This is a genomic window from Rhodococcus sp. DT1 (genome assembly GCF_049844875.1).
Lineage (GTDB): Bacteria > Actinomycetota > Actinomycetes > Mycobacteriales > Mycobacteriaceae > Rhodococcus.
On the sequence record NZ_JBNCLW010000002.1, the window covers coordinates 683,351 to 700,081 of the forward strand.

Annotated in this window: 17 protein-coding genes; 14 read left to right on the forward strand and 3 right to left on the reverse strand. The window is 66.2% G+C overall.

Translation table 11 applies throughout. The features are described from left to right. Window positions 1-82 precede the first annotated feature (82 nt). From ggt to ACLQ3J_RS07550, 3 genes are all read left to right on the forward strand, one after another. Window positions 83-2,056, forward strand: a complete 1,974-nt coding sequence (gene ggt, locus ACLQ3J_RS07540; RefSeq protein WP_425902709.1) for a gamma-glutamyltransferase — start codon at window positions 83-85, stop codon at window positions 2,054-2,056. A 105-nt stretch (window positions 2,057-2,161) separates the two neighbouring features. Continuing rightward, window positions 2,162-3,088, forward strand: a complete 927-nt coding sequence (locus tag ACLQ3J_RS07545) for an ABC transporter ATP-binding protein (RefSeq protein ID WP_378528013.1) — start codon at window positions 2,162-2,164, stop codon at window positions 3,086-3,088. Beyond that, window positions 3,085-3,846 carry an ABC transporter permease gene (locus ACLQ3J_RS07550; RefSeq protein ID WP_422423517.1) on the forward strand — a complete coding sequence of 254 codons (762 nt, stop codon included), beginning with the start codon at window positions 3,085-3,087 and terminating at the stop codon, window positions 3,844-3,846. The genes ACLQ3J_RS07545 and ACLQ3J_RS07550 overlap by 4 nt, the downstream gene beginning before the upstream one ends. Before the next feature lie 92 nt (window positions 3,847-3,938). On the opposite strand, the gene ACLQ3J_RS07555 is transcribed toward ACLQ3J_RS07550, so the two are convergent. Next, on the reverse strand, window positions 3,939-4,574 hold the full coding sequence (locus ACLQ3J_RS07555; RefSeq protein WP_422423516.1) for a TetR/AcrR family transcriptional regulator: 636 nt from the start codon (window positions 4,572-4,574) through the stop codon (window positions 3,939-3,941). A 426-nt stretch (window positions 4,575-5,000) separates the two neighbouring features. On the opposite strand from ACLQ3J_RS07555, the gene ACLQ3J_RS07560 reads away from it, so the two are divergent. From ACLQ3J_RS07560 to ACLQ3J_RS07585, 6 genes are all read left to right on the forward strand, one after another. Beyond that, window positions 5,001-6,389 (forward strand): aromatic ring-hydroxylating oxygenase subunit alpha, encoded by a 1,389-nt coding sequence (locus ACLQ3J_RS07560; RefSeq protein WP_425902712.1) that lies wholly within the window; start codon window positions 5,001-5,003, stop codon window positions 6,387-6,389. 47 nt (window positions 6,390-6,436) lie between these two features. Then, window positions 6,437-6,907 (forward strand): hypothetical protein, encoded by a 471-nt coding sequence (locus ACLQ3J_RS07565; protein WP_296549341.1) that lies wholly within the window; start codon window positions 6,437-6,439, stop codon window positions 6,905-6,907. 78 nt (window positions 6,908-6,985) lie between these two features. Continuing rightward, window positions 6,986-7,525, forward strand: a complete 540-nt coding sequence (locus ACLQ3J_RS07570) for a hypothetical protein (RefSeq protein WP_425902713.1) — start codon at window positions 6,986-6,988, stop codon at window positions 7,523-7,525. Between the two features lie 86 nt (window positions 7,526-7,611). Next, window positions 7,612-8,418 carry a TauD/TfdA dioxygenase family protein gene (locus ACLQ3J_RS07575; protein WP_425902715.1) on the forward strand — a complete coding sequence of 269 codons (807 nt, stop codon included), beginning with the start codon at window positions 7,612-7,614 and terminating at the stop codon, window positions 8,416-8,418. Further along, window positions 8,415-9,119, forward strand: a complete 705-nt coding sequence (locus ACLQ3J_RS07580) for an SDR family NAD(P)-dependent oxidoreductase (protein WP_296549348.1) — start codon at window positions 8,415-8,417, stop codon at window positions 9,117-9,119. The genes ACLQ3J_RS07575 and ACLQ3J_RS07580 overlap by 4 nt, the downstream gene beginning before the upstream one ends. A 327-nt stretch (window positions 9,120-9,446) precedes the next feature. Continuing rightward, window positions 9,447-10,286 carry an alpha/beta fold hydrolase gene (locus ACLQ3J_RS07585; protein ID WP_425902716.1) on the forward strand — a complete coding sequence of 280 codons (840 nt, stop codon included), beginning with the start codon at window positions 9,447-9,449 and terminating at the stop codon, window positions 10,284-10,286. Window positions 10,287-10,321: 35 nt separating this feature from the next. On the opposite strand, the gene mftM is transcribed toward ACLQ3J_RS07585, so the two are convergent. Both mftM and mftR read right to left on the reverse strand, forming a co-directional pair. Next, the gene (gene mftM / locus ACLQ3J_RS07590) at window positions 10,322-11,131 is read right to left on the reverse strand and encodes a mycofactocin oligosaccharide methyltransferase MftM (RefSeq protein WP_169619542.1); all 810 of its coding nucleotides are present in this window, start codon (window positions 11,129-11,131) and stop codon (window positions 10,322-10,324) included. A 6-nt stretch (window positions 11,132-11,137) separates the two neighbouring features. Continuing rightward, window positions 11,138-11,761 (reverse strand): mycofactocin system transcriptional regulator, encoded by a 624-nt coding sequence (gene mftR / locus ACLQ3J_RS07595; protein WP_422423512.1) that lies wholly within the window; start codon window positions 11,759-11,761, stop codon window positions 11,138-11,140. A gap of 122 nt (window positions 11,762-11,883) precedes the next feature. On the opposite strand from mftR, the gene mftA reads away from it, so the two are divergent. From mftA to ACLQ3J_RS07620, 5 genes are read left to right on the forward strand one after another with little or no spacing between them, the layout of a single operon-like run. After that, window positions 11,884-11,979, forward strand: coding sequence for a mycofactocin precursor MftA (gene mftA, locus ACLQ3J_RS07600; protein WP_068159438.1), 96 nt, complete (start codon window positions 11,884-11,886; stop codon window positions 11,977-11,979). 2 nt (window positions 11,980-11,981) lie between these two features. After that, the gene (gene mftB / locus ACLQ3J_RS07605; protein ID WP_169619544.1) at window positions 11,982-12,281 is read left to right on the forward strand and encodes a mycofactocin biosynthesis chaperone MftB; all 300 of its coding nucleotides are present in this window, start codon (window positions 11,982-11,984) and stop codon (window positions 12,279-12,281) included. Window positions 12,282-12,306: 25 nt separating this feature from the next. After that, complete coding sequence (gene mftC, locus ACLQ3J_RS07610; protein ID WP_296550398.1) at window positions 12,307-13,551, forward strand: mycofactocin radical SAM maturase; 1,245 nt, start codon at window positions 12,307-12,309, stop codon at window positions 13,549-13,551. A gap of 22 nt (window positions 13,552-13,573) precedes the next feature. Continuing rightward, on the forward strand, window positions 13,574-14,785 hold the full coding sequence (mftD, locus tag ACLQ3J_RS07615; RefSeq protein WP_169651235.1) for a pre-mycofactocin synthase MftD: 1,212 nt from the start codon (window positions 13,574-13,576) through the stop codon (window positions 14,783-14,785). An 11-nt stretch (window positions 14,786-14,796) separates the two neighbouring features. Next, the gene (locus tag ACLQ3J_RS07620; protein ID WP_425902719.1) at window positions 14,797-16,701 is read left to right on the forward strand and encodes a mycofactocin system FadH/OYE family oxidoreductase 1; all 1,905 of its coding nucleotides are present in this window, start codon (window positions 14,797-14,799) and stop codon (window positions 16,699-16,701) included. The last annotated feature ends 30 nt before the right edge of the window (window positions 16,702-16,731 follow it).

The window sequence follows — 16,731 nt, forward strand, 5'->3', positions numbered from 1 at the left end:
CTTCCGGGCAGACTCCCGGTGCCGACAAATGGATGTCGCGTTTGCCCGGTGAATCCCGCGACCCCCGGCTACCGTCGTCAAGATGATCTCGGTGGGGAGAAATCGGTCGGGAATACGTGCCGCTGTGGCTGCGACGGCGGCACTCGTACTCGTGGGCGGATGTGCGTCGAGCACGGACGGTGATTCGGAGAACACCGCCGCGCCCGGGGCGGTGTGTGGAGCGACGCCCAACGGCACGCCGTTGACCGGTGGAGCGCCGCCGGAGACCGGGGGTGGCGACATTTCCACCAACCCGGAAATCGCCACCGGCTACCGCAGCGACATGACTGCTGTGAGTACCGAATCGTTCGCGGTCTCCACCGCCAACCCGGTCTCCACCGAGGTGGCGTGCGAGGTCCTCCGCGACGGCGGGACGGCGGCCGATGCGCTCGTCGCGGCACAGATGGTGCTCGGACTCGTCGAACCGCAGTCGTCCGGTATCGGCGGCGGAGCGTTCCTGATGTACTACGACGCCGAATCCGGTGCGGTGCAGGCGTTCGACGGGAGGGAAACCGCCCCGAGTGTGGCCGACGAGAACTATCTTCGCTGGATCAGCGACACCGACCGCACCGAGCCCAAACCCGACGCTCGCGCGAGCGGACGGTCGATCGGCGTACCCGGTGTCCTGCGCATGCTCGAGTCGGTGCATGCCGAGTACGGAGACCGGGAGTGGCGGAGTCTGTTCGCTCCCGCCATCGATCTGGCCGACAGAGGCGTGACCGTCAGCGACCGGATGGCGCAATCCATTGCCGATTCCGCCCAGCAACTCGCGGTCGACGACGAGGCTCGCGCGTACTTCCTCGAGCCGGACGGCAGCCCCAAGGCCGTAGGCTCGACGCTGACCAATCCGGCAATGGCGAAGACCCTCGGCGCAATTGCCACCGACGGCGCCGACGCGTTCTATACCGGTGGCATCGCACAGTCGATCGTCGAGGCGACCGGAAGTACATCCGGTGGGCGAACACCGGGAATGCTCACGCTCGACGACCTCGCCTCGTACGAGGCGAAGGAGCGCACGCCGCTGTGCACGCCCTACCGTGACCACGAGATCTGCGGGATGCCGAACCCGTCGTCCGGCGGCACCGCCGTCGCGGCCACTCTGGGCATCCTGGAGAACTTCGACCTCGCCGCACTGGGACCGTCCGAGGTCGACGCGAACGGGGGAGTGCCGAATGCCGAAGCGGTGCACCTGATTTCCGAGGCCGAGCGTCTCGCGTACGCCGACCGCGACAAGTACGTCGCGGATTCGGACTTCGTTCCGCTGCCCGGGGGATCGCTCGACACCTTGGTCGACCCCGAGTACCTCTCTCAGCGGGCGGCACTGATCGACCCGGGCAAGAGCATGGGCACCGCGCAGCCGGGCGATTTCGGACCGGTACCGCTCGGGGTGCCGCCGCAGAGTCCCGAGCACGGCACCAGCCACATCTCGGTCGCCGACAGTTACGGCAACGTGGCCGCCATGACGACGACCATCGAATCGGCGTTCGGGTCGTTCCACATGGTCGACGGCTTTCTCCTCAACAACCAGCTCACCGACTTCTCGGCGGAACCCACGGGCAAGGACGGGTTGCCGGCCGCCAATCGGGTCGAGCCGGGAAAGCGTCCGCGCAGTTCGATGGCGCCGACGCTGGTGTTCGACAGGACATCCGACGGCCGACGAGGCGACCTGCAGATGGTTGTGGGGTCGCCCGGTGGATCGGTGATCATCCAGTTCGTCGTCAAAACGCTGGTCGGGATGCTGGACTGGGGGCTCGACCCGCAGCAAGCGATCTCGGCCGTGTCGTTCGGCGCGGCAAACACCCCGGCCACCGGCGTCGGGGGTGAACATCCCGCCGTCGACGCGTCCGACGACGGCGCGAAGGACCCGCTCGTGCAACAGCTTCGGGACAAGGGGCACGAGGTCTCCGTCGCGCCGCAGTCGAGCGGGTTGAGCGCGCTGCAGCGCGAAGAGACGGGTTGGATCGGAGGAGCCGATCCTCGGCGCGAGGGGGCGGTGATGGGCGATCCGGCACCGTGACTGCGCTCGTCCACCAGGAGCGAGCCCCGAGAACATGACATCCGTCGTCTCGGACTCGTGAGAGCGGGTATGTCGCTCGGGCCCGGTTGCGTGCACACTTCGACCATGGAACACACAGGTGCCCCGGCACTCGAACTGCGCGACGTCGTCAAGACCTTCCGTGCGCGGGGAGGGGAGGAGGCGCATGCGGTGTCGGGCCTCGACCTCACCGTCCGGCGCGGTGAGGTCATGGCTCTGCTCGGACCCAACGGCGCAGGGAAGACGACGACGCTCGACATGGTTCTCGGGCTGACGACTCCGACCTCGGGATCGGTTGCCGTGTTCGGTGCACCTCCGCGGCAGGCCGTCCGCGAAGGCCGGGTCTCCGCCGTCCTGCAGACCGGCGGACTGCTACGCGATCTCACGGTGCGTGAAACCGTGCGCATCATCGCTTCGACTTTCGACACCCACCGCGACATCGACGACGTTCTCGACAGCGCCGGGCTCTCGGCACTCTCCCGCCGGATGGTGTCGAAGTGCTCGGGCGGAGAACAACAGCGGCTTCGTTTCGCACTCGCCCTGCTCCCGGACCCTGACCTGCTCGTTCTCGACGAACCGACCGCGGGAATGGATGTGGCCGCCCGCCGCGAGTTCTGGGCCACCATGCATGCCGAGGCCGACCGGGGCCGCACGATCGTGTTCGCAACCCACTATCTCGAAGAAGCGGACGCCTTCGCCGGTCGGATCGTCATGATGGCCGGAGGGCGGGTCGTGGCCGACGGGCCCACTGCCGAGATACGGGCTCGGGCCACCGGAAGGCTGGTCTCCGCAGAACTACCACCGGAGTCCCGAGACGACGCGCAGGCGGTCCTCGCGTCGACCCCGGGTGTCGCCGACATCTCCTGGGTCGGACCGAGAATCGAGGTCCGGACAACGGATTCCGATTCGGTGGCCCGCATCCTCCTCGTACGCTTCGATGCCCGCGACCTCGACATCGTCAGTGGTTCGCTCGAAACCGCCTTCCTCGCGCTGACACAGAAAGCAACGGCATGAACACCACTTTCGTCGGGCTGGAATTGCGGAGGACCTTCCGCGACTACGTCAACGTCTTCTTCATCGCGGTGCTGCCCGCGTTCTTCTACCTCATCTTCGGTGCGTCCCAGTCGTTCGCGACCGAGTCGGCCGGCAACGGCAACGTGGCGATGTACATCATGATTTCGATGGCTGCGTACGGCGCGGTGACCGCTACCACCGGCGTGGGCGGCACGGCAGCGGTCGAGCGGATGCAGGGCTGGGGCAGACAGTTGGGGCTGACCCCGCTCACCGACGCCTCGTATGTGGCGATGAAAGCAACGGTGGCCCTCGTGGTCGCGGCCATTCCGATCGGGCTGATCTTCGTCCTCGGAGTCTTCACCGGTGCGTCCGGCGACTCGAGTGCGTGGATCCTCAGCGCGGTGGCCGTGCTCGTCGGTGCCGCAGTGTTTTCCGTCTACGGTTTGGTCTTCGGTCTGGCCTTCCGATCGGAAGCGGCCGTCGGCGCTGCCGGCGGCAGCCTGGTAATCCTCGCGTTCCTCGGCAACATCTTCATTCCGCTGTCGGGCACGCTGCTGACCATCGCCAAGTTCACTCCGCTCTACGGCTATGTGTCGCTGGCGCGCTACCCCGTGACCGAAGGTGTGCTGATCGACCGCAGCGGAAACCCGCTGCCGTCCGAGCCGCTGTGGGTTCCGATCCTGAATCTGTCGGTGTGGGCGGTGGTCTTCGTGGCGCTCGCGACCTGGCTGGTGCAGCGCGGACGTGGCCGGCAGTGACGGAATACGACGGACCCACCCTCGTACACCGCGTGTACGCGTGCCGGAGGACGTGCCACTCGACCGCGCGGTAAGCAGGGAGTGGGTATCGGCTACCGAGGATCGGCCGAGCCGAACAACGAGCCTTGGATCAGGAGTCCCAAAGCGTGGCTCGTCGCGCGATACCGCTCGGGTGACGCGGTGGCTGCGTGAGCGCTCAGTCCCTGAAAAACGGCGAAGATCGCATCGGTGGTTCCGTCCACGTCTGCGTCAGCACTCAAGACGCCATCTCGGTGCGACTGACGGATGATCTCACCTATTACGGTCCGTAGACCTGTGTAGATCATGTCGCTGTCGCGCTCGAGCTGGAGGTGCCCGGCGCTCTCCACGCGGAGGGCGCGATCGAACGCAACGGCATGGGGATTCTCGCGCAACAGTTGCCCCCCTTCGGCGAGCACTGCCAGTAACCGGTTCACGACGCCTTCGGTGCGGTCCGCTGCGGCGGACAGGCGCGGCAGCGATACCTCGGCCATGTCCGTAAAGGCGGCTTTCACGATCTCCGCCTTGTTGGGGAAGTAGTGGTAGAGACTGCCGCTCGTGATACCGGCCAGGCGCGCGATCTCCCGGATTGTTGCTCCCGAGTAACCCACCTCGGCAACGCAACGCATCGCAGCAGCGAGGATCCTCCGACGCGTGTCCCCGCTTCTCGCGCCCACCGGCCGGCCGAGTGGCGATGGCGAGGACGGCATGGCGACTCCCAGCTCGACGACAGATGTAGGAAAGCATCGCACGCGTGCGTGCCCGGTGCGTGCGCGGGCACGCGGCGTCGAAGCCTGCTTCGGCGATCCATGTCCGCGATCACGGGCGACCCTGGCGAGGCCGCCGACGTCGGCTTGATCGACACCGCAGCTGTGGTCCGAGACAGGGGTGGCCGAATGCAACTCGGCCTCAAGAGAATTCATTAGGTCAGCTTCGGAAATCTCATCATTGACAAGATGAAATGTGAGTTGCATCATATAAACCAATCACGTGATTGATTATGCCCGACGCACTTCGGGCGGGGCGTGTGTGCGTTCGTACGGCATCGGATTCTGTCGTCGAACATCCGACGGCCTCGCTCTGTTCTCACCGCTGAATCACGAAGGTTCGTTGCCGTTGCAAAGGAGCAAGGCTTCATGACCACCACACAACCCAGCAAGACCGAAGAGCGCCCGAATCGGCCCGGAGATTGGGTAGAAACGGCGGAAGGCCTCGCCGATATCGAGCCGGGGCGGTACAACATGCACATCCCCACCGACCGCTACGTCTCCCGGGAAATTCAGGAACGCGAACGCGACAACATCTGGATGAAGACCTGGCAGGTCGCGGGGCGAACGTCTGAACTGACCGAAGTCGGTGACTGGAAGGTCTACCAGCTGTTCGACCAGTCCTACATCCTCGTCCGGGGCAAGGACGACCGTATCCGCGGTTTCGTGAATGCCTGCCGGCATCGCGGAAACCCGCTGTGTGCCGGACGGGGAAATTCCAAGCGTTTCCTGTGTCAGTACCACCTGTGGTCGTACGACCTCGACGGAAAACTGCGAGGGATCCTCCACGAGAAGACACTCGGGTCGATCGACAAGGACGAGAACTCCCTTCTCGAGGTCTCGGTCGACACGCGCGCCGGGTTCATCTTCCTCAACCCCGACCCGAATGCCGAGCCGCTCGTCGACTACCTCGGTGCCGAGGTGCTCGAGATGCTCGAGCCCTACCGGCTCGACGAGATGATCACGGTGATGGACGTGCGCGAGTCGCTCGAATGCAACTGGAAAGTTGTGGTCGACGCCTTCTCCGAGGGCTACCACATCTCGGGCATCCACCCACAGTTGTTGCGCGCGATCACGATCGAATCCGAGAAGAGCAGGTACCGGCTCCTGGGCCGGCATTCGGTCGCCTGCTCACCGTTCGAAGTGGCGAACGTCGACAAGTACGGTCCCGAGGAGCAGGTCGAGGGCATTCGTGAACTGCCCGAGACGTTTCCGTCCCTCCTGCGTACCCTGCCGCGATTCGAGGAACTGGTCGACGGGTACCGCGTCGAAGGCGAGCCACTCGCGTTCCCCGACGGAGTCACCGCGCGTACCGTCCTTCAGCAGGCCACACGCGAGGTCCTGACGGAAATGGGTCTGGACGTGAGCGACCTGACCGACGCCCAGATGAGCGACAATCACGGATGGGTGCTGTTTCCCAACTTCTTCATGACGGTTCGTGCCGGTGAAGCCACGATCATTCTCGCGCAGCCCGACCCCGGTGGCGATCCGAACCGCTGTATCTGGCAGATCACCAGCGTCATGTGGCTGCCCGACGAGATGAAGGATGTCCTCCGCGCCGATCTCGTCGATGTGGAAGAACCCGGTGAGTCCAAGTATTTCGAAGCCCTCCAGCAGGATTACGAGCAGATGCCCCGCCAGCAGCGCGGCCTGCGCAACAAGGCCCTCGACCACCTGACCCTGGTGTCGGAGGAAGTGGTTGTCGCCCACTTCCATTCGGTTCTCGACCGGTACCTCGCGGAACGCTCGCAGTACTGACACGCCCACTTTTCGAGCACACGAAGCAACAGCCCAAGGAGATATGCATGCAGCTGCGAGAAATCGCCGACGTCGTGGACGAGTACACCGGGCGATCACGCGCGGTGCTCGAATACGGCATGGTGACGAAGTCGCTTGTCGACCGAGCCAAGCAGCCCGGGTTCACGGCCGACAGCTGGTCACCGCTCGCCGAACTGGTTGCCACCGACGAGTTCGTCCGTGTCGGCAACTTCAAGGAAGTGATGAACTGGAGCGAATACGTCGACTTCCTGACCAACTGGGCGTCCTCCGCGCAGTGGGAGGGTTCTTTCAAGCGCATCACTGAAACACCCGACCTGGTGATCTTGGAACTCGAGGAACGAAGCAGCGTCGGGGAGTTCTCCAATGTTGTCGATTCCGTGTCGATATACGAATTCGACGACAACGGAAAGATCACTCACATCGACGTCTACCTACAGATGGCGTTGCCCGACAACGCAATGCTGGGTAGCTACGAAGACGTCCGGATTTCCGAATAACGCTCTGAACCCTGCCCGACGCAGGTCGGGGCATCGACAGGTTGGGGCATCGACTATTACACACGGACCAGGAGCACTGTGAACACCGAGGAACGGATCGCCCAGCATCGCCGGATGGCGGAGAGCTACAGGAACGCATACCTGCGACAGGGTGTGCAGGACGGTGACGAATACACCGACGAACACGGGCAAGAGGCGTGGAAGTTCGCCGAAGGCGCGATCTACACCTCGCCTTACTTCACAGGCGACGAGGTCATCGTCATGAGCGAAGCCCTGGCCGATACGGGCAAGGCCGCGACGATGGAGGCGAAGGCCTACTCGCTGACTTTCCCCGACTGGAAGCCGACGGACTTCAAGTACTGGCCGGCCGACAACGGCTTCGTCATGAAAACCCGGTGGCACGGCCACACCGTGGACGGATCCGGGATGGGTTTCTACTCCTACAGTTTCGTCGAAACCGACGAGCGAGGTGAGATCACGCGCTGGGAAACACACGTCAACGACGAGTACAGCCCCTTCCTCGAAGTCGCGATCGGGGTCAGCGGCCCGTTCCACGGCAATGCCGCATATCTCGAAGCACTCGAGCGCTGCCTGGAGAAGGCCGGCGTCACGATGTGAGACTCCGCCGGAGGTGGCATCGGCATCGTTCGGTGCCACCCTCGTGTCTCGACTACCCATCCCCTGTAGGAAAGGAAGTCTCCACCATGGAGTCCGTAGCACTGAGCCCCCTGTTCGGCACGGAGTTCAGGGGCGTCGACAGCCTCGCGGACGACGCGGTCGTCGCTCGGGTGACCGAGGCGCTGAAGTGGCGAGGCGTCGTACTCATCCGAGGGTTGCACCTCGACAACGATGCGCAGATTGCTTTCAGCCGCTCCCTGGGTGAACTCGTCAAGCCGTTGCCGAACGAAGAAATCATGACGGTGTCGCTGGATCCCGAGAAGACGGTCGCGGCAGAGTATCTCAAGGGCACCTTCAGTTGGCACATCGACGACACGACCAACAAGGTACCGGCGAAGGCGACCACGCTCACCGCGCGGCAGATCGCGGAGGAGGGCGGCGGCACCGAGTTCGCCAGTACGTACGCAGCGTACGAGAACCTGCCGGAACACGAGAAGAAGCGTTACGAGAAACTGCGTGTGGTGCACAGCTTCGAAGCTGCGCAGCGCACCGTGTACCCCGACCCCACCGATGAGCAGGTCGCCTTGTGGCGCACGCTGCCCAGGAACGAGTCGTCGCTGGTGTGGGAACGACGAGACGGCCGGCGTTCCCTGGTGATCGGCGCGACCGCCGACCACGTCGTGGGGATGGACCCGGACGAGAGCCGGAAGCTCCTCGACGAACTGCTCGCCTGGACGACCCAGGAACGGTTCTCCTACCTGCACGAGTGGGAGGTAGGGGACCTCGTCATGTGGGACAACATCGGGATGCTCCACCGCGCGCAGCGATACGACTCCAAGTCGGAACGTCTCATGCAGCGGACGACGATCGTGGGAGATGAGGCATGGGCGTGAAGACGGCCGTCGTCACAGGGGGCGGGTCCGGGATCGGCCGTGCGGTCGCGGAGCGATTACGTAAGGACGGGCACCAGGTCGCGGTCTTCGACATCGCAACGTCCGGTGGCGAACTCGAATACACCGTCGATGTGTCCGACCGCGCCGGGATCGACGCCGCTCTGGCCGAGGTACGTGAACGGCTCGGGCCCGTCACCATTCTGGTGAACGGCGCGGGCGTCGAGGTGTACAAGCGATTCGCCAACCTCACGTTCGAAGTGTGGCAGCGTGCGATCGAGGTCAACTTGCACGGGGTTTTCCATTGCACGCAGGCAGTCCTGCCCGACATGATCGAGGCGGGCTGGGGCCGGATCGTGAACATTTCCTCGTCGAGCACGCACGCGGGTCAGCCGTTCATGTCCGCGTACGTTGCCGCCAAGAGCGGCGTCAACGGTCTCACCAAATCGCTCGCGTTGGAGTACGGCCCGGACGGGATTACGGTCAACGCCGTGCCGCCGGGGTTCGTCGACACCCCGATGCTGCGACGCGCCGAAGGCAAGGGTCTGCTCGGGGGAACCATCGACGAACACATCCAGCGCACACCGGTCCGGAGGGTCGGTCGCCCGGAGGATATCGCGGCTGCGTGTTCGTTCCTCATCTCGGATGACGCCGGCTACATCACGGGCCAGATCCTCGGAGTGAACGGTGGCAGAAACACCTGAGAAGCATTGTCGGGCAACCGGTGTGGTGTGGGGCGATTGTGAGAGTTGCACCCGCAGGTCACCGGCTCGACGAAGCATGCTGATGCAGTTCCCGGACGACAGCGATTCGGCTCGTCGCTGTCGTCCGGGTGGTCGCGGTCAGGCGGGGTCTCCAGCCGAGGTGAACCTGCGTACCGCACCCGGGTCTGTCCGTGTTCACACTCGTACCCGCCCTTGCCGACGCCGTGCGGTGGGTGCGGAGGGAAAACACGGTTGACAGCGTTCCGTCCTCGCCGCCACGCTGGAACCCGACGCTTCGGAGTGATCCCTCACGCGAAAGGTGCGCCGATGCCCACCGTCGATCTCGCTGCAGGGCCCGTTCACTATGTCGAACACGGTGACGGACCGGCCGTGGTCTTCTTGCACGGCCTGCTCATGAACCACACGGTGTGGGACGAGGTGATCGACCGGTTACCCGCCGGGTTCCGTTATGTGCGACCGGATCTACCGCTCGGTGCGCACCCCGAACCGATGCGTCCCGACGCGGATCTGAGCTTGCGCGGTCTGAACCGGATCGTGGCGGACTTTCTCGACGCGCTCGACCTGAACGACGTCACGCTGGTGCACAGTGATTGGGGCGGGGCTCTGTTCCTCACCGCGTACGGACTGGACGACCGCCTCGGCCGTCTGATCCTGCTGCCGTGCGAGGCCTTCGACAACTTCCCGCCGGGCCTGCCGGGCAAGATGGCGGTCCTTGCCACGCGTATCCCGGGTGGCCTGGCACTCGCGCTGCGGCAACTCAGGGTTTCGTGGCTGCGCAACACGCCGCCGTTGCTCGGCTGGATGGCCCGCACGCCCCTGCCCGACGACCTCGTCCGTACCTGGACCGAACCCGGACTCCGCAGCAAGGACATACGCCGTGATCTGCGCAAGTACGTCGCGACCCGCTTCACCGCAACCGAACTCGTCGCCGATACCGAAGCGCTGCAGCATTTCGCCGGTCCGGCGCTGGTGCTGTGGTCGTCGGCCGGCAAGGTCATGCCGCGCGGCCACGGGCGACGGCTCGCAAATCTGCTGCCGAACGGGACACTCGTCGAGGTCGACGACGCCTATGTGCTGTCGATGCTCGACCGGCCCGAGACGATCGCACAGGCGATGACGACGTTTCTCGTCGCGGAGCGCTCGTAAGTCACACGAGATCGACAGTCACACGAGATCGACAGTCACACGAGATCGACGATCAGCCACCCGCCGTGGTGTTCGAATACCTCGTACCGAAAACCTGTCGTGCGTCCGAGCGCGTCGAGCGACGCGAGATCGAATGTCCGGATGTGCCCGTGACACGCGGTTGCCTCGTCCTCGAACGGCACCGCGACCACCACGCGTGCACGCGCGATGCGCAGCGCTTCGGCGAGAACGGCGGCTCCCGTCTCGTGGTCGACGTGCTCGAGCAGGTGGATCGCCGTGACGGTGTCCGCGCTGTCGTCGGGAACGGGCACTCCGGCCGCGTTGCAGACGAGGGTGTCCACAGCCAGGCCCAAACGGGGTGCGACCGCGTCGAGCAGTCGCATCGTGCCGGGGAGGATGTCGGTGGCGACCACGTCGAAGCCCGCTCCTGCGAGCCGCAACGGCAGGAACCCGAAACACGACCCGAGATCGAGCACGCGGCCTCGTGCCAACGTGGCGGCCTTGTCGTGGATCGGGGCGAACGCTGCTGTGCCGTCGAGCAGTTCGTTCAACGAGTTGCGGTAATAGGTGACCCACGACTCGAGAGCTCCGGGGACCGTCGAGCGGACGAGGCCGACCATCGTCAACTCGAACTCGTTCTGCCCGAACTCGGCGTCCTGGACAGATGCGGTCACGTCGGCGACGAGGCGTTCACTGAGCAGGTCGGGAGTGAGCGCGTGCGTCACGTGCAGTCCGTCGATGGTGCGGCGCAACCTGATCGGGCCGGAGGGCACCCGCTCGACGGTCACGTGGTCGTGTGTCCACCGGCCCGGTGGGCATGGCGCGAGAGAATCCAGCACAGCCATTGTCTGTCAACCTCTTTCGAGTGGGGGAGTGCTCGGGCCGAGTCCTTCGGAGAGTGTGAGCATTCCTGTTCCGAGCAGGTCACGCAGGTCCGAGTCGGCGTCGGTGAGCCACTGCTCGTAGGACGCGACCGCGACGCCCAGCACGAGGTAGGCGACGGTCCTCGGGATGTGGTCGTCGGCGCGGGCACCGGTGTGGCGCGCGACGAACTCGGCGATTGCCGCGCGCCACCCCTGGTACATCACCGACGAGTACCCCTGGAGGGCGGGAGTGCGCAGGATCAGTTCCATGCGGGCGCGATGCCGCTCGTTCTCGGATGCCGGAAAGGTGTTGAAGTCGAGTAGTGCGGCGGTGAGCGCGTCCGCGAGCGAATCGTCCGGCGGGACCTCTGCGAGTCGTCGGCGCATGCGTTCGAGCTGGCCGTCGAAGTCACCCCACGCGACCGCATTCTTCGAGGGGAAGTACCGGAAGAAGGTGCGCCGCGCGATGCCCGCCGCCTCGGCGATGTCGTCGACGCTCGTCTCGTCGAAGCCGCGAGTGCGGAAGAGTTCGATGCCGACCGCCGCCAGCGATTCTCTCGTGGTGGAGGGGCGCCGGCCGGTCCGGGTGGACGGCTCTCGGCGGTCAGGCATATTTCCCTCGATTCATGGATGACATTCTGCACTCGATGCCATTACAGTGGTGAACCGAGTCACAACGCTAGCCCTGTTGTGACGTGGACTCCACATGTGGAGTGAAAATTCGAGGAGGAATCATGTCCGATCGCGACAACGCGGTGATCGAGTCCGAGCTGATCGAGGAGTCCCTCGTGGAAGAGGTCTCGATCGACGGCATGTGCGGCGTCTACTGATCATGTCCGCCCCCGGAGCCACCGCCGTGGCGACCACACAGTTCGACCCGGGCGCCACGTGGCGGCTCCACCCGCAGGTAGCGCTTCGCCCCGAGCCTTTCGGGGCGTTGCTCTACCACTTCGGCACCCGCAAACTGTCGTTCCTGAAGAACACCGTCATCGTCGACGTCGTCCGGTCCCTCGACCACCACGCGTCGGTGCGGGAGGCCTTGCGCGCCCATGGAATCGACGAGAGCGCCGAGCGGCCCTATGTGCGTGCTCTCGGCACGCTGGCCGACTCGCACATGATCGTGCCCGCCTGACGCCCCGACCCAGCAAGGACCCGCTATGACGTCTCTGCTCGAACCCCCCGTCACCACCGCGCCTCCGAAAGTCGGTCGACTCGTCGACCAGTTCGAGAAGGGCCTCGACGCTCCGATCTGCCTGACGTGGGAACTGACCTACGCCTGCAACCTCTCGTGTGTGCACTGCCTGTCCTCGTCGGGCAAGCGCGACCCGCGTGAGCTGTCCACGGAACAGTGCAAGGCCATCATCGACGAACTGCAACGCATGCAGGTGTTCTACGTCAACATCGGTGGCGGTGAGCCCACCGTGCGCTCGGACTTCTGGGAACTCGTCGACTACGCCACCGAGCACCAGGTCGGCGTGAAGTTCTCCACCAACGGCGTGCGCATCGACAAGAAGGTCGCGGCGCGGCTGGCAGCGTCCGACTACGTGGACGTGCAGATCTCCCTCGACGGCGCGACCGCCGAGGTCAACGATGCCGTACGCGGCCCCGGTTCCTTCGCGATGGCTGTGCGCGCGCTCGAGAACCTGTCCGAGGCGGGCTTCCGCGACGCGAAGATCTCCGTCGTGGTCACCCGCCACAACGTCGATCAGCTCGACGACTTCAAGGCGCTCGCCGACCGTTACGACGCGACACTGCGCATCACCCGGCTGCGTCCGTCGGGCCGCGCCGTGGACGTCTGGGACGACCTTCACCCCACCCACGACCAGCAGCGGCAACTCTACGACTGGCTCGTCGCACACGGCGAAGGCGTCCTGACCGGCGACTCGTTCTTCCACCTGTCCGCCTTCGGCGGCGACAGCGGCGGCGGGGCTCTGCCCGGCCTGAACCTCTGTGGTGCGGGCCGTGTCGTGTGCCTGATCGATCCGATCGGTGACGTCTACGCGTGCCCGTTCGCGATCCACGAGAACTTCCACGCCGGGAACATCCTCACCGACGGCGGTTTCGCCGAGGTGTGGAAGAACTCCGACCTGTTCCGGGAACTGCGCGAACCGCAGTCCGCCGGCGCGTGCGCCTCGTGCAACTTCTACGACTCGTGCCGCGGCGGCTGCATGGCGGCGAAGTTCTTCACCGGCCTTCCGATGGACGGACCCGACCCGGAATGTGTTCAGGGATACGGACAGTCGGCCCTCGAGGCCGAACGGACGGTGCCGCAGTCGAGCGTGGACCACTCGCGTACCGGCAAGCGGGCCGAGCGTCGCACCCCGGCAGCACCGGTGCCACTCACGCTGCTCGCCAAGCCGCCTGCCAAATTCTGCGACGAGAACCCTCTCGCAGGCCTGTAGATCTCGAGGAGAGAAGTTCACGATGGCCAAGTTCTCGTGGCTGAAGAATCCCTGGAAGCAGAGCGACTGGTTCGAAACGGTCGCCGTGGCGCAGGAGCGTGCACGCAAGCGGCTGCCGAAGTCGGTGTACGGCGCGCTCGTGGCGGGGTCCGAAGCCGGCATCACCGTCGACGACAATCTCGCGGCGTTCCGCGAGCTCGGTTTCGCCCCGCACGTCGCAGGACTGTCGGAGAAGCGCGACATGGGCACCAGGGTCATGGGACAGGACGTGGCCATGCCCGTCCTCATCTCGCCGACCGGTGTCCAGGCCGTCCACCCGGACGGCGAGGTAGCCGTCGCCCGCGCGGCCGCCGCACGGGGAATCGCGATGGGTCTCAGCTCGTTCGCGAGCAAATCCATCGAGGATGTGGCCGCGGCCAACGACAAGACCTTCTTCCAGATGTACTGGGTCGGCAGCCGCGACGTGCTCGTCCAGCGCATGGAACGCGCCCGCGCGGCCGGTGCCAAGGGTCTCATCATGACCCTGGACTGGTCCTTCTCCAACGGCCGCGACTGGGGGAGTCCCGCTATCCCCGAGCGGATGAGCCTCGACGCGATGGTGAAGTTCGCACCCGAGGGCATCATCCGGCCCAAGTGGCTTCTGGACTGGGCCCGCACCGGCGGCGTCCCGGACCTCACCACCCCGAATCTCACCCCGCCCGGCGGGGACACCCCGACGTTCTTCGGCGCGTACGGCGAGTGGATGAGCACCCCGCTGCCCACCTGGGAAGACGTCGCGTGGCTGCGTGAACAGTGGGGCGACGCCCCGTTCATGCTCAAGGGCGTCATGCGCGTCGACGACGCCAAGCGCGCCGTCGACGCCGGCGTCACGGCGATCTCGGTGTCGAACCACGGCGGCAACAACCTCGACGGCACCCCGGCCCCCATCCGCGCGCTCCCGGCTATCGCGGAGGCGGTCGGCAACGACATCGAGGTACTGCTCGACGGTGGCATCCGGCGCGGCAGCGACGTCGTCAAGGCCGTTGCGCTCGGTGCCGACGCCGTCATGATCGGCCGCGCCTACCTGTGGGGTCTCGCGGCCAACGGCCAGGCGGGTGTCGAGAACGTCCTCGACATCCTCGGCGGCGGAATAGGTTCCGCCCTCTTGGGCCTCGGCCGTGATTCGATCCACGACCTCACACCCGGTGACGTCGTCGTCCCGCCCGGATTCCGTCGCGATCTGGGAGTCGAGTAGCTCCTACCGGTATGAGCTTTGCCCTCACCGATCCGATCACCCTCGCCGGCCGCACTGCGCCGTCGAGGGTGATCTTCGGTCCGCACGAGACCAATCTCGCTGCGGTCCGGCGTTTCTCGGGTCGCCACCGCGCGTACTACGAGCGTCGGGCCCGCGGCGGTGCGGGCATCGTGATCACCGAAGTGGCGTCGGTTCTCGCCGGCGACCGTCCCTACGAACGGGCCCCTCTCGCAGCCGAATCAGGGGAAGGCTGGGCGGATATCGTCTCGGCGTGCCGACCGCACGGCGCACTCGTCCTGGCCGGACTCGGGCACTGCGGACTCCAGGGCTCCAGCGCCTGGACCCGAGCGCCGCTGTGGGCCCCGTCGCGCGTACCCGACCCCGCGACCCGTGAACTCCCGGCAGAGATGACTCCCGGCGACATCGAATCCGTGATCGCCGGATTCCGTGCTGCGGCGGCCGTCGCGGTCGATGCCGACGCCGACGGCGTCGAACTCGATGCCGGACCGACCGCCCTGCTCCGGCAGTTCCTGTCCGCCCTGACGAACCACCGCACCGACCGATTCGGCTCCGACCGGACACGTCTCCTCCGGGAGGTGATCGCCGCCGTGCGCGCCGAACTCGGACCCGGCCGGGTCGTGGCGCTGCGCCTGAGTTGCGACGAGAACGCCCCGTGGGCCGGCCTCACGCCGGACGTCGCCGTCGGCTACGCGCGGGAATTCGCACCCTCGCTCGACTTGCTCACCGTCGTCCGTGGGGGCTTGTTCACGCCGGAAACGTACCGGCCCGACGCGCACACGCCGGCGGACTTCAACCGAGACCTGTGCAACCAGGTCCGCGCGGCCGTCACGGGCACCGTGCCGGTGGTGTTGCAGGGCAGCGTCGTCCACCCTTCGTCCGCGCAGCACGCTCTCGATCGGGGGGTGTGCGATGCGGTGGAGATGACCCGTGCGCAGATCGCCGACCCCGACCTCGTCGACTCGATCCGCGACCACCGCGATCCGCGGCCGTGTGTGCGCTGCAACCAGGCGTGCCTCGTGCGCGACTTCCGCAATCCGGAAGTCGGATGTATCGCCAACCCGGAGGCGGGTCAGGAAGATCGTCCGGCCGCCCCTGCGGCGACCGCTGCGCGTGACGTGCTCGTCGTCGGCGGGGGGCCTGCCGGGCTGGAAGCGGCACGCGGTCTCGCGGGACGTGGCCACCGTGTGACCGTCGCCGAGCGCACCGATCGCGTCGGAGGGATGCTGCACACCGCGGCACGCGGCACGGGTGCTCCCGACTTCGGACTGCTTGCACAGTGGCTCGAGGACCGCTGCCGGGACCTCGGTGTCGTCGTCCGCACCGGCGTCACCGTCACCTCGGGCGACCTCGACGCCGCGATGGGGGCCGGCACCACGGTGGTGCTGGCCACCGGCAGCCGCCCCCGCCCACCCGGATTCCCGGTCCACCGGGGTGGCCGCTACGTCACGGCCGCGTATGCCCTCGACCACCCGGACACGGTCCCCGATGATGTCGTCGTCTGGGATCCGGCAGGCGGCCGGCTCGGTGTCGCGGTCGCGGAGCACCTCGTTGCGCCGGGGCGCGCGGTCCACTACGCCACGCCGGACCCCATACCGGGATCGAGGCTGGCGCCCACCGGCGATCTGGTCGCGGCGAACGTCCGGTTGCAGCGTGCGGGCGTGCGGCGGCACCTCGGCGTCGGGGTGCGCGCGGTCGACTCGTCGGGGGTGCGTCTCGTCCATCGAGTAACGGAATCCGAGGTCACCGTGCGTGCGGCCGCACTCGTGGACTGCTCAGTGGGACTGCCGGATGACAGATCGCGCCGTCCGGGGCTGGATGAGATCGGTGACTGCATCGCTCCTCGGACGGTGCGGGACGCGATCCGGGAGGGGCACCGTCTCGCCTCGGAACTGTAACCTGTTGCATAGACCGATCTGGAAGGATCT

What these genes read in the sequence shown, in the direction of transcription:
- ggt (WP_425902709.1), top strand. Translation starts at nt 83, where the DNA reads ATGATCTCGGTGGGGAGAAATCGGTCGGGAATACGTGCCGCTGTGGCT.
- ACLQ3J_RS07545 (WP_378528013.1), top strand. Translation starts at nt 2,162, where the DNA reads ATGGAACACACAGGTGCCCCGGCACTCGAACTGCGCGACGTCGTCAAG.
- ACLQ3J_RS07550 (WP_422423517.1), top strand. Translation starts at nt 3,085, where the DNA reads ATGAACACCACTTTCGTCGGGCTGGAATTGCGGAGGACCTTCCGCGAC.
- ACLQ3J_RS07555 (WP_422423516.1), bottom strand. Translation starts at nt 4,574, where the DNA reads ATGCCGTCCTCGCCATCGCCACTCGGCCGGCCGGTGGGCGCGAGAAGC.
- ACLQ3J_RS07560 (WP_425902712.1), top strand. Translation starts at nt 5,001, where the DNA reads ATGACCACCACACAACCCAGCAAGACCGAAGAGCGCCCGAATCGGCCC.
- ACLQ3J_RS07565 (WP_296549341.1), top strand. Translation starts at nt 6,437, where the DNA reads ATGCAGCTGCGAGAAATCGCCGACGTCGTGGACGAGTACACCGGGCGA.
- ACLQ3J_RS07575 (WP_425902715.1), top strand. Translation starts at nt 7,612, where the DNA reads ATGGAGTCCGTAGCACTGAGCCCCCTGTTCGGCACGGAGTTCAGGGGC.
- ACLQ3J_RS07585 (WP_425902716.1), top strand. Translation starts at nt 9,447, where the DNA reads ATGCCCACCGTCGATCTCGCTGCAGGGCCCGTTCACTATGTCGAACAC.
- mftM (WP_169619542.1), bottom strand. Translation starts at nt 11,131, where the DNA reads ATGGCTGTGCTGGATTCTCTCGCGCCATGCCCACCGGGCCGGTGGACA.
- mftR (WP_422423512.1), bottom strand. Translation starts at nt 11,761, where the DNA reads ATGCCTGACCGCCGAGAGCCGTCCACCCGGACCGGCCGGCGCCCCTCC.
- mftA (WP_068159438.1), top strand. Translation starts at nt 11,884, where the DNA reads ATGTCCGATCGCGACAACGCGGTGATCGAGTCCGAGCTGATCGAGGAG.
- mftB (WP_169619544.1), top strand. Translation starts at nt 11,982, where the DNA reads ATGTCCGCCCCCGGAGCCACCGCCGTGGCGACCACACAGTTCGACCCG.
- mftC (WP_296550398.1), top strand. Translation starts at nt 12,307, where the DNA reads ATGACGTCTCTGCTCGAACCCCCCGTCACCACCGCGCCTCCGAAAGTC.
- mftD (WP_169651235.1), top strand. Translation starts at nt 13,574, where the DNA reads ATGGCCAAGTTCTCGTGGCTGAAGAATCCCTGGAAGCAGAGCGACTGG.
- ACLQ3J_RS07620 (WP_425902719.1), top strand. Translation starts at nt 14,797, where the DNA reads ATGAGCTTTGCCCTCACCGATCCGATCACCCTCGCCGGCCGCACTGCG.